Origin of the sequence: Aquabacterium sp. (assembly GCF_035476535.1) — a bacterium.
Classification (GTDB): Bacteria; Pseudomonadota; Gammaproteobacteria; order Burkholderiales; family Burkholderiaceae_C; genus Pseudaquabacterium.
Genome location: NZ_DATILJ010000292.1, coordinates 1 through 10,379, shown reverse-complemented (window position 1 = coordinate 10,379; position 10,379 = coordinate 1). Strand labels below are relative to the sequence as shown.

The window sequence follows — 10,379 nt, the reverse complement described above, 5'->3', positions numbered from 1 at the left end:
ATCGATCCGCGCCTTCGGGCTGGACGTGGTGAGCAAGCTGTGCGAACGGCTGATCGCCGGCGGCGTGCCGGGCATCCACTTCTACGCGCTGAACCAGTCGGGGCTGACGCTGGAAATCTGCAAGCGGCTGGGGCGCTGAGCCCGCGGCCACGCTGCGCAGCGGGCCCGGTATGAACCACCGCCACGTCACGCTACGGCAGTTCCGCTACTTCGTGGCGGTGGCCGAGAGCGGCTCGCTGGCGGCCGCGTCGCGCATGCTCAACATCGCGCAGAGCGCGCTGACCAAAAGCCTGGCCGAGCTGGAATCGGAGCTGGGCAGCGTGCTGTTCCTGCGCAGCTCCAAGGGCATGACGCTGACGCCGCACGGCCACCGCTTCCTGGCCAGCGCACGCAAGGTGATCGGCAGCGTGGCCGATGCGCTGCGGCTGCAGGCCGACCCAAGCTCGGCCGCGCTCACCGGCACGCTGGCGATCGGCGTCACCAGCCTCGTCGCGGGTTATTACCTCAGCGAGCTGCTGAGCCGCTTCCGCCGCCTCTGCCCGGATGTCGAAGTCCTGGTGACCGAGGAAACGCCGCAGTTCCTGGAACACCTGCTGATCAACGGCGAGGTGGATGTCGCGATCATGGTCAGCAGCGCGCTCGGCGAACCGCAGGCCCTGGTGGTGGAGGTGCTGACGCGCAGCCCCAACCGCGTCTGGCTGCCGGCCAACCACCCGTTGGCCGAGCACGAGGAGCTGACGCTGGCCGAATGCGCCGCGCAGGAGCAGATCGTGCTGGAGGCCGACCGCATCGACGACCTGATGGCCGGCGTGTGGGCGCGGCATCAGCTGAAGCCGCGCACGATGCTGCGCACCTCGTCGCTGGAAGCAGTGCGTTCGCTGGTGGGCGCCGGTGCCGGTATCGCGGTGCTGCCGGAGTTCCTGTACCGCCCCTGGACGCTGGATGCCGAGCATGTGGAAGCACGTCCGCTGCGCGACGACGTGCCGACGGTGGACGTCGGCCTGGTCTGGCGCCGCGGCTCGGACCTGAAGCCGGCGACGCAGGAGTTCATCGACCTGGCGCGCGAGCAGTCGCGGGCACGGCGCGCGGGCGGTTGACAACCCGGGATTACGGGGATCGCGGCGGCGCGGCGAAGCGCTAGTCTCATGGCTTGTCCCGTGCCGAGCAGAACACCCGATGACACGCAGCGCCGCTTTCCGCTTCCTGGCCCGATGTGCCGCCACCGCCGCCTGGTGCGACCGCACCGGGCAGTCCGAAGTCGAGGCCGTCGAACAGCGGCGCGCCCAGGCACGCAGCGAACAGGCGCAACGCGAGCAGCGCCGCCGCCTGCTGCAGGGCGCCGCCGGCGGTGCCGCGCTGGTGGCACTGGGCGCCACCGCGCCCAAGCTGCATGCACAGGCGGCAGCGGATGTGGCGGTGGTCGGCGCCGGCTTCGCCGGGCTGCAGGCCGCCAGCGCACTGGCCGGCAAGCGCATCGACGCGCAGGTCTACGAGGCCGGCAGCCGCGTCGGCGGCCGCGTGTGGTCCCTGCGCGGGGCGTTCCCGGGCCAGGTGGTGGAGCGTGGCGCCGAACTGATCGACACCACGCACAGCACCGTGCGCGGCCTGGCCAATGCCTTCGGCCTGACGCTGGAAAGTCACGAGAAGCAGCCCGGCGAGGAGTTCTTCCACTTCATGGGCCGGCATTGGAGCGAGGCCGAGGTGGTGGCCGAATACCGCGCATTCAGCGCGGCCATGAACAACGACCTGCGCAGCCTGTCCGGCGGCCCCACGGCCGACAGCTTCAACGCCTACGACGCCCAGCTCGACCGCCTGCCGCTGTCCGACTACCTGAGTTCGCGCGGTGCCGGCACGCTGCTGCGTGGCGTGATGGACACCGCCTACACCATCGAGTTCGGCCGCCAGATCGACCGCCAGAGCAGCCTGGCGCTGCTGTTCTTCGCGCAGGCCAACAAGCGCGGCCACTTCACACCCTTCGGCAATTTCAGCGACGAGCGCTTCCACATCGTCGAGGGCAACGACGCCATTGCCACCGGACTCGAACGCGGCCTGCCGCGCCCGGTGCACTTCGGCCACCAGTTGCTGCGCGTCGCTCGTCTCGCCGACGGCCGGCTGAAGCTGGCCCTCGCCAAGGACAACAAGACCGTCGAGGTGGTGCACGCCGCGGTGATCCTGGCCTTGCCGGCACCGATGATGCGATCGATCGCGTTCGATGCCAGCGTCGGCCTGCCCAGCCACAGCCGTTCCGCCATCGACGGGCTGGACTACGGGACGAACAGCAAGATGATGATCGGCTTCACCGGCCGGCCCTGGCAGGACCTGGGCAGCAACGGCGGCAGCTACAGCGACCTGCGCAACCACCAGAACACCTGGGAGACCTCGCCGGAAACCGCGCTGGCCGGCGTGCGCGGCGTGATCACCGACTACTCGGGTGGCGAGCGCGGTGCGCGGCTGGACCCGGGCAGGCTGGAGGCCGAAGCCTCCGCCTTCCTGGCCGACCTCGACGTGGTCTGGCCCGGCAGCATTGGGCAGGTGCGGCGCGACGCCCAAGGCCGCGCCGTGGCGCACCTGGAGAACTGGTCACGCAATCCGCTCTTCCGCGGCGCCTACACCAACAACCAGCCCGGCTACTTCACGACCCTCGAGGGCCAGTACGCCAAGCCCGCCGGCGAACGCCTGTTCTTCGCCGGCGAACACACCGATTCGTTCTACAGCTACCAGGGCTTCATGGAGGGCGCGCTGCTGTCGGGCGCGCGCGCGGCAGACCAGGTGTGGCGCACGCTCAGGTAGCGCGGCCGCCGATCAGGTCTCGCCGGCCTGCTGCTGCGCCCGCAAGCGGGCATGCACGTAGGCCCCCTGCGGCACATGCAGCAGGTCGGCCACGCGCCACAGCACATGGCGTTCGTGGTCGCTCAGGTGGCCGTCGGCATAGGCCACGCGCCACATGTGTTCGACCATGCGCAGCTTCTGCGGCATCTCGAATCGTTCGTTGATGCGCGAGGTGAAGGCAAACAGGTCGGTCGCGCCCTGCGCCGTGGCCTCGGCCAGTTCGGCCAGGCGATCGGCCTCTTCGGCCGACAGCGTGAACTTGTCGCGCAGCGCGGCGCGCACCGCTTCGCGTTCGCCGGCGTGAAAGCTGGCGTCGGCGCGCATCACTTCCACCAGCATCACCGCAGTGGCCAGTTGCAGCGTGTGCTCGGCACTGCGCGGGTCGGCGCCAGGTGCCGGGGGCAGCAGGCTGTCGAACAGGTCTTTCAAGGTCTTGAGCATGGCGCGATCTTGGCATGCCGAGCCGGCGATTCTGGCGTGGTCCGTCAGTACTTGACCATCACATGCCGAGCCACGGTGTAATCCTCCAGCGCATACATGCTGAGGTCCTTGCCGTAGCCGCTGGACTTCATGCCGCCGTGCGGCATCTCGTTGACGAGCATGAAGTGCGTGTTGATCCAGGTGCAGCCGTATTGCAGTGCGCGGGCCACGCGCATCGCGCGGCCGACGTCCTGCGTCCAGACGCTGGAGGCCAGGCCGTAGTCGCTGTCGTTGGCCCAGGCCACGGCCTGGTCGGGGTCGGTGAAGCGGGTCACGCTGACCACCGGGCCGAAGACCTCGCGCTTGACGATCTCGTCGTCCTGGCGGGCCCCGGCGATCACCGTGGGTTCGTAGAAGAAGCCGCTGCCGCCGCGCAGCTTGCCTCCGGTGGTGATCTCCATGTGGCCGGTCATCTGCGCCCGCTCGACGAAGCTGGCCACCCGGTTGCGCTGGCGGTCGCTGATCAGCGGGCCGATCTCGGATTCGGGGTCGTCCTGCAGGCCGACCTTGATGCCCTTGACCGCACTGGTCAGGTCGGCCACCAGCCTGTCGTGCACCTTGGCACCGGCATAGACGCGGCAGGCCGCCGTGCAGTCCTGGCCGGCGTTGTAGTAGCCGAAGACCTTCAGGCCCTCGACCACCGCGGCCAGGTCGGCATCGTCGAAAACGATCACCGGCGCCTTGCCGCCCAGTTCCAGGTGCGTGCGCTTGAGCGTGCCGCTGGCGGCCTGCAGGATCTTGCGGCCGGTGGCCACGTCGCCGGTCAGGCTGACCATCGCCACCTTGGCATGCTCGACCAGCGGCTGACCCACCGTCGCGCCGCGGCCGGTGACGATGTTGAGCACGCCCTTCGGGAAGATCTCGGCGGCGATCTGCGCCAGCAGCAGCGCGGTTAGCGGCGTCTGCTCACTCGGCTTGAGCACCACGGTGTTGCCGGCGGCCAGCGCCGGCGCGGTCTTCCACGCCGCCATCATCAGCGGGTAGTTCCAGGGTGCGATCGAGGCCACCACGCCGACCGGATCGCGCCGGATCATGCTGGTGTGGCCGGCCAGGTATTCGTTGGCCACCGTGCCGCCGATGCAGCGCGCGGCGCCGGCAAAGTAGCGGAAGCAATCCGCCACCGCGGGGATCTCGTCGCCCAGCGCGCGGCTGTAGGGCTTGCCGCAGTTCAGGCTTTCCAGACGCGCAAAGTCCTCGGCCCGTGCTTCGATGGCGTCGGCCAGCTTCAGCAGCAGGCGTGAACGTTCCATCGGCGTGGTGTCGCGCCAGCTGACAAAGGCACGGTGCGCCGCCGACACCGCCTTGTGCACCTGCTCGGCCGAGGCTTCCGGCAGCGCGACGAGCAGCTCGCCAGTGGCCGGATTCAGCACCCGTTCGGCCTCGCCTTCGCCGGCGACGAAGGCGCCATCGATCAGCAGCTGGGTGGGCAGGGTCAGGTCGGCCATGGTCATCTCCTTGAAATCGGCGGTCAGCGAGGGCTCGGTTCATCCGAGCGCGTCAGGGTGTAGGCCAGCAGGATCGGCACGAAGGTCAGCGCGATGATCACCACCGCGACGACATTGGTCACCGGCCGCTGGCGCGGGCGGATCAGTTCCTGCAGCATCCAGATCGGCAGCGTGGTCTGCTGGCCAGCGGTGAAGGTGGTGACGATCACCTCGTCGAAGCTCAGCGCAAAAGCCAGCAGCGCGCCGGCCAGCAAGGCCGTTCCCAGCTGCGGCAGGATCACGTGGCGCACGGTCTGGAAGCCGTCGGCGCCGAGGTCCATCGAGGCCTCGATCAGGTTCGGATTCAGCCGCCGCAGCCGCGCCACCGCATTGTTGTAGACCACCACCACGCAGAAGGTGGCGTGGCCGACGACGATGGTCCAGAACGAGAACGGGATCTCCAGCGTGCCGTAGGCCGAACGCAGCGCGATGCCGGTGATGATGCCGGGCAAGGCGATCGGCAGGATCAGCAGCAGGCTGACCGCATCACGGCCGAAGAAGCTGGCCCGCGCGAGTGCCGCCGCGGCCAGCGTGCCCAGCAGCAGCGCCAACGCGGTGGACCAGGCCGCCACCTCGAAACTCATGCGGATGGCGGCCCACACATCCTCCCGCCCCCAGGCCACGGCGAACCATTGCGTGGTCAGCGCCGGCGGCGGGAAGACGTAGCTCTTGTCCTCGGCGCTGAAGGCATACAGGATGATCAGCGCCAGCGGCACATGCAGGAAGGCGACGACGGCCCAGGCCGACAGGCGCAACGCAAGGGGTGGCCGTGGAGTACCGGATCCCAGGGGACGCCGCGGAACCGGCTTTGCCGGGCCGCTGGCGGCGCCCCCTTGAGGGGGAGGCGGCCGCAGGCCGCTCCGGGGGTGGGCCGGGTCAGAGCGCATCGAAGGCTCCGAGTCGCCTGGCGAACCAGAGATAGACGCCGATCACCACGATCGGCACCAGCGAAAACGCTGCCGCGGAGGGCACGTTGCCGGCCGTGCCCTGCTGCAGGTAGACCACTTGGCCGATGTACATCGTGGAGTCGCCGATGACCTGCGGCACGATGTAGTCGCCCAGGGTCAGAGAGAAGGTGAAGATCGAGCCGGCGGCGATGCCCGGCATCGCCAGCGGCAGGATCACCCGGCGCAAGGTCGTCGACGGGCCGGCGCCCAGGTCGCCGGAAGCTTCGATCAGTGAGCCCGGAATGCGCTCGATCGCCGCCTGGATCGGCAGCACCATGAACGGCAGCCACAGGTAGACGAAGACGATGAAGGTGCCCAGCGTCGAGAAGCTCAGGCTCTGCCCGCCGATGCCCGGCAGCGACAGCAGCGCCTCCAGCGCCCAGCTCAGGTGCACCTCGGCGGCCAGCCAGGACACCGCGCCCTCCTTGGCCAGCAGCAGCTTCCAGGCGTACAGCCGCACCAGGTAGCTGGACCACAGCGGCAGCATCACCGCCAGGTACAGCGCCGCCTTGCCGGCGCCGCGCGCGTGGCGGGCCATGTAGTAGGCCAACGGAAAAGCCAGCACGATGCTGGCCAGCGTCACCGCCGCGGCCATGATGATGGTGCGCAGCGCCACGTCGATGTTGGCACCTTCGGTCAGCGCGACGAAGTTCTTCAGCGTGAACTCGCGCACCACCTGGCCGGTGAAGTCGTCGAGGCCGAAGAAGGCATTGGCCAGCAGCACCAGCAGCGCGCCGACATAGACCACGCCGAACCAGAGCAGCGGTGGTGTCAGCAACGCCAGCAGCAGCAGGCCGCGGCGGGTGTACAGCAGGTCCGAGGCACGCCGGCGCCAGCGGTGCGCCGGAACACCGGCCGGCAGCGCCATCGTCATGCCCATGCCCCCGGCCCCTTGCGCACCGGTCACGCCGCGGCCGAGGCCAGCGCGTGCACCGCGGCGGCGTCCCAGTGCAGGTGCGTCGTCGCGCCGGGTTCCACGCCGCCCAGCCCGGGCGGCAGATCGGCCTGCAGAGTCACACCGGGCACGCCGGCGATGCCCGCCGCCGCCACCTTGATGCGCGTGAAGGCACCGAAGTACTGCACCTCGGCCACCCTGCCGCTGGCGCGTGCGCCCTCGGCATCGCCGATGCGGATGCGCTCGGGCCGCAGCATCGCGCTGTCGTGGCCGGTCAGGCGGCGCGCACTGTCGCCGTCCAGCACGTTCGCCGCACCGATGAACTGGGCGACGAAACGTGTCGCCGGCCGGTCGTAGATGGCCTGCGGCGTGCCCACCTGTTCCAGCCTGCCGGCGTGGAACACGCCGATGCGGTCGCTCATCGAGAGCGCTTCATGCTGGTCGTGCGTGACGAAGACGAAGGTGATGCCCAGTTGGCGCTGCAGTGCCTTCAGCTCGCTCTGCATCTGCTCGCGCAGCTTGAGGTCCAGCGCGCCGAGCGGCTCGTCCAGCAGCAGCAGCTGCGGCCGGTTGATCAGCGCGCGGGCCAGCGCCACGCGCTGCCGCTGCCCGCCGGACAGCTGCGCCGGTCGCCGATCGCCGACACCGGCCAGCTGCACCTGCGCCAGCATCTCGCCGGCGCGCTGCAGCCGCTGCGCCTTGGGCATGCCGCGCACCATCAGCCCGTAGGCCACGTTGTCGGCAATGCTCATGTGCGGGAACAGCGCGTAGTCCTGGAACACGGTGTTCACCGGCCGCGCGTAGGGCGGCTGGCGCGTCATGTCCTGGCCACCGATGGCAATGCGGCCCGCCGTCGGCAGCGTGAAGCCGCCGATCAAGCGCAGCACCGTGGTCTTGCCCGAGCCCGAGGGCCCGAGCAGCGTGAAGAACTCGCCGGGCGCTACGGCCAAGTCGACACCGTCGACCGCACGCACCTCGCGGCCGGCGGCACCGAACACGCAGTGCACGCCGTGGAGTTCAACAGCGGGCGTGACGCTCACTTGGTGCGTTGTCACATCATCGGCCGCCGAGAACAGCGATGTAGTCGGAGACCCACTTGTGGTACGGCACGCACTGGTTGCCCTGCGACGCGCATTGCGACACCGGCGTGCGCCAGAACGAGATGCGGTCGAAGGCTTCGTAACCCTGGCGCTTGCAGCCGTCGTCGCCGAGCAGCTTGTTGCCCTTGCAGGCGGCGGGCACCGACGGCACCGAGCCGAACCAGGCCGACAGGTCGCCCTGCAGCTTCGGGCTCAGCGAATGCTCCATCCACATATAAGCGCAGTTCGGGTGCTTGGCGTCCGCATGCATCATCGTGGAATCGGCCCAACCGGTGGCGCCCTCGGTCGGCACGACGGTGGCGATCGGTCGCTTCTTCGAGGCCAGGATGTTGGCCTGGAACTGCCAGCTCGACGAGGCCACCACGCCTTCGTTGGTGAAGTCGTCGATCTGCACGAAGGCGTCGTGCCAGTACTTGCCGACCAGCTTGCGCTGCGTGCGCAGCAACTCCAGCGCAGCCTTGTATTGCGCCTCGTTCAGCTCATACGGATCCTTGATGCCGAGATCAGGCTTCTTGGCCTTCAGGTACAGCGCCGCATCGGCGATGTAGATCGGCCCGTCGAAGGCCTGCACGCGGCCCTTGTTGCTCTTGCCGTCGGGCAGCGTCTGCTCCTCGAACACCACGCTCCACGAGGTCGGCGGCTTGTCCTTGAAGACCTGGGTGTTGTACATCAGCACGTTCCAGCCCCACTGGTAGGGCACGCCGTAATGGGTGTTGTTCTCGTGGTGCCAAGGCGCCTTCTGCAGGCGCGCATCGATGGTCTTGTAGCTCGGGATCAGGCCGACGTTGATCGGCTGCAGCTTCTTGCCGCGGATCAGCCGCGTCGATGCGTCGCCCGACGCGGTGACGAGGTCGAAGCCACCCTCGTTCATCAGCGCCACCATCTCGTCGGACGTGCCGGCGGTCTTCACGTTGACCTTGCAAGCGGTCTTCTTCTCGAATTCGGTGACCCAGTCGAAACCCTTGTCGGTCTGGCCGCGCTCGATGTAGCCGGGCCACGCGACGATGTCGACCTGGCCTTCGCCCTTGCCCAGTTTCTGCAGCATGCCCTTCTGGGCCACCGCATGCGTGGTGAATGCGAGCAGGGCCGCGGCCAGCGCGGTCAGGGTGGGCAGATGTAGTGGCATGGGCGTCCTCCAGGCGTTGAGCGTCGGCCGTGCTCGGTCGACAGGGCGGCACCGCGGCAAGCGTGCTGCGGCACCGGCGCCGATCATCGAAGCAGCGCATCACGCTGGGAAATTCATTCGAACGCGCGCGGGGTATCTCTTTTGGATATATCTAGGGTTTCCACGAAGTGGCGCGGGCGGGCGTCCGTGGATTCACCCCACTCACCGCGGCCGGCCGTGCAACACCGGTAACCCTTCCAGGAGATACCGATGGCCACCCACCGCCCGCCCACGCTGCCCCGCCGGCCCCACCCTGGGGCCAGCGCCTTGAGCGCCCTGCTCGTGACCTGCGCATGCGCGCTGCCCGCGCTGGCGCAGCAGCTGCCCGACCCTTCGCCGCGCATCGAAGCCTTGCGCACCGAGCCCGGCTGGGCGCCGCGCTTCGTGGCACCGCAGGCGCAGGCTCCCATCGAGCTGCGCCAGTACCGCCAGGAGGTCACGGTCGTCGGCCAGTCGGTGCAGATGCGCCTGCTGCTCGAATTCCACAACCCTAATCCGCGGGTGCTGGAAGGTGAATTGCAGTTCCCGCTGCACGAGGGCCAGATCGTCAGCGGCTTCGCGCTGGACATCGACGGCCAGCTGCGCCGCGCGGTGCCGGTGGCCAAGGCGCGCGGGCTTCAGGTCTTCGAGGACACGATACGCGCACGGGTCGACCCCGCGCTGCTGGAGGCCACCGCCGGCAACCAGTACAAGCTGCGTGTCTACCCGCTGCCGGCCGGCGGCTCGCGCACCGTGGTGCTGGACCTGACGCAGGCCCTTCCCGCCGGCGGTGCCAGCGGCCACGCACGGCCGCTGCTGCTGCCGCTGGGGATGGCCAGCGGCGTCACGCGCGCCAGCCTGTCCGTGCGGCTGGTCGGCATGACGCCGGCGATGCTGCGCGCCAGCACGCAGGGCCTGCTGCAGCAAGCGCTGCAGGTGCGGGCCGACGGCCCCGATACCTTGGTGCAGCTGCCGCCACAGGCGCTGGCGCGGGCGGCCAGCGTCTCGCTTCACCTGCAAGCGCCGGCCGACGCCACGCTGCAGGCCGCTCACTTCGACGGCCAGGATTTCGTCTACTCCGAACTGCCGGCACCGGGCGGCAGCGCACCGCGCCCAGCGCCGCGGCGGCTGGCGCTGGTGTGGGATGCCTCCGGCTCCGCCGCACAGCGCAACCTGCCGCGCGAGCTGGCGCTGCTGGACGCGCTGTTTGCACGCTGGCAGAACCTGAGCGTGAACCTGTTCGTCCTGCGCGACCGGCTCGAAGCGCCGCAGACCTTCAGCGTGCAGCGTGGCCAGTGGCGCGCGCTGCGTGAACGCCTGCAGGCCGAAGCCTTCGACGGCGCCACGCAGCTCGGCGCCGTGCAGCTGAACGCCCAGGCCGGCGACCTGGCGCTGCTGTTCAGCGACGGCCAGTCGACCTTCGGCACGCGCCGCAGCCCCGGCGTGGACATGCCCACCTTCGTCGTGCAGTCGAGCCTCGGCAGCGACGCCGCGCGGCTG

The 10,379-nt window shown here is 69.4% G+C and carries 10 protein-coding genes; 4 read left to right on the top strand and 6 right to left on the bottom strand.

Going from position 1 to position 10,379, the window contains the following annotated elements:
- The 3 genes from VLK61_RS28460 to VLK61_RS28450 form a co-directional block, all read left to right on the top strand.
- Nucleotides 1-139 (top strand): methylenetetrahydrofolate reductase (locus VLK61_RS28460; RefSeq protein ID WP_325426430.1); only part of this gene is annotated, 139 nt, incomplete at its 5' end.
- 31 nt (nt 140-170) lie between these two features.
- Nucleotides 171-1,097 (top strand): LysR family transcriptional regulator, encoded by a 927-nt coding sequence (locus tag VLK61_RS28455; protein WP_325426426.1) that lies wholly within the window; start codon nt 171-173, stop codon nt 1,095-1,097.
- Nucleotides 1,098-1,176: 79 nt separating this feature from the next.
- A complete protein-coding gene (locus VLK61_RS28450) occupies nt 1,177-2,790 on the top strand; it encodes a flavin monoamine oxidase family protein (protein WP_325426424.1) in 1,614 nt (537 codons plus the stop codon).
- Nucleotides 2,791-2,802: 12 nt separating this feature from the next.
- Here the strand turns inward: VLK61_RS28450 and VLK61_RS28445 are convergent, their stop codons facing one another.
- The 6 genes from VLK61_RS28445 to VLK61_RS28420 all read right to left on the bottom strand — a co-directional run bounded on the left by VLK61_RS28445 (nt 2,803) and on the right by VLK61_RS28420 (nt 8,861).
- Nucleotides 2,803-3,270 (bottom strand): TerB family tellurite resistance protein, encoded by a 468-nt coding sequence (locus tag VLK61_RS28445; RefSeq protein ID WP_325426422.1) that lies wholly within the window; start codon nt 3,268-3,270, stop codon nt 2,803-2,805.
- A gap of 44 nt (nt 3,271-3,314) precedes the next feature.
- Complete coding sequence (locus VLK61_RS28440) at nt 3,315-4,754, bottom strand: gamma-aminobutyraldehyde dehydrogenase (RefSeq protein ID WP_414636880.1); 1,440 nt, start codon at nt 4,752-4,754, stop codon at nt 3,315-3,317.
- A 23-nt stretch (nt 4,755-4,777) separates the two neighbouring features.
- Nucleotides 4,778-5,548, bottom strand: a complete 771-nt coding sequence (locus tag VLK61_RS28435; protein WP_325426421.1) for an ABC transporter permease — start codon at nt 5,546-5,548, stop codon at nt 4,778-4,780.
- Between the two features lie 121 nt (nt 5,549-5,669).
- Complete coding sequence (locus tag VLK61_RS28430; protein ID WP_325426419.1) at nt 5,670-6,620, bottom strand: ABC transporter permease; 951 nt, start codon at nt 6,618-6,620, stop codon at nt 5,670-5,672.
- Between the two features lie 23 nt (nt 6,621-6,643).
- Nucleotides 6,644-7,675 (bottom strand): ABC transporter ATP-binding protein, encoded by a 1,032-nt coding sequence (locus VLK61_RS28425; RefSeq protein WP_325426417.1) that lies wholly within the window; start codon nt 7,673-7,675, stop codon nt 6,644-6,646.
- A 16-nt stretch (nt 7,676-7,691) separates the two neighbouring features.
- Complete coding sequence (locus VLK61_RS28420) at nt 7,692-8,861, bottom strand: ABC transporter substrate-binding protein (protein WP_325426415.1); 1,170 nt, start codon at nt 8,859-8,861, stop codon at nt 7,692-7,694.
- A 306-nt stretch (nt 8,862-9,167) separates the two neighbouring features.
- Here VLK61_RS28420 and VLK61_RS28415 point away from each other — a divergent pair.
- Nucleotides 9,168-10,379: VIT domain-containing protein (locus VLK61_RS28415; RefSeq protein WP_325426413.1), on the top strand; the 1,212-nt coding region annotated here is incomplete at its 3' end.

Coding starts and splice junctions, on each gene's coding strand:
- VLK61_RS28455 (WP_325426426.1), top strand. CDS start 171: ATGAACCACCGCCACGTCACGCTACGGCAGTTCCGCTACTTCGTGGCG.
- VLK61_RS28450 (WP_325426424.1), top strand. CDS start 1,177: ATGACACGCAGCGCCGCTTTCCGCTTCCTGGCCCGATGTGCCGCCACC.
- VLK61_RS28445 (WP_325426422.1), bottom strand. CDS start 3,270: ATGCTCAAGACCTTGAAAGACCTGTTCGACAGCCTGCTGCCCCCGGCA.
- VLK61_RS28440 (WP_414636880.1), bottom strand. CDS start 4,754: ATGGCCGACCTGACCCTGCCCACCCAGCTGCTGATCGATGGCGCCTTC.
- VLK61_RS28430 (WP_325426419.1), bottom strand. CDS start 6,620: ATGGGCATGACGATGGCGCTGCCGGCCGGTGTTCCGGCGCACCGCTGG.
- VLK61_RS28420 (WP_325426415.1), bottom strand. CDS start 8,861: ATGCCACTACATCTGCCCACCCTGACCGCGCTGGCCGCGGCCCTGCTC.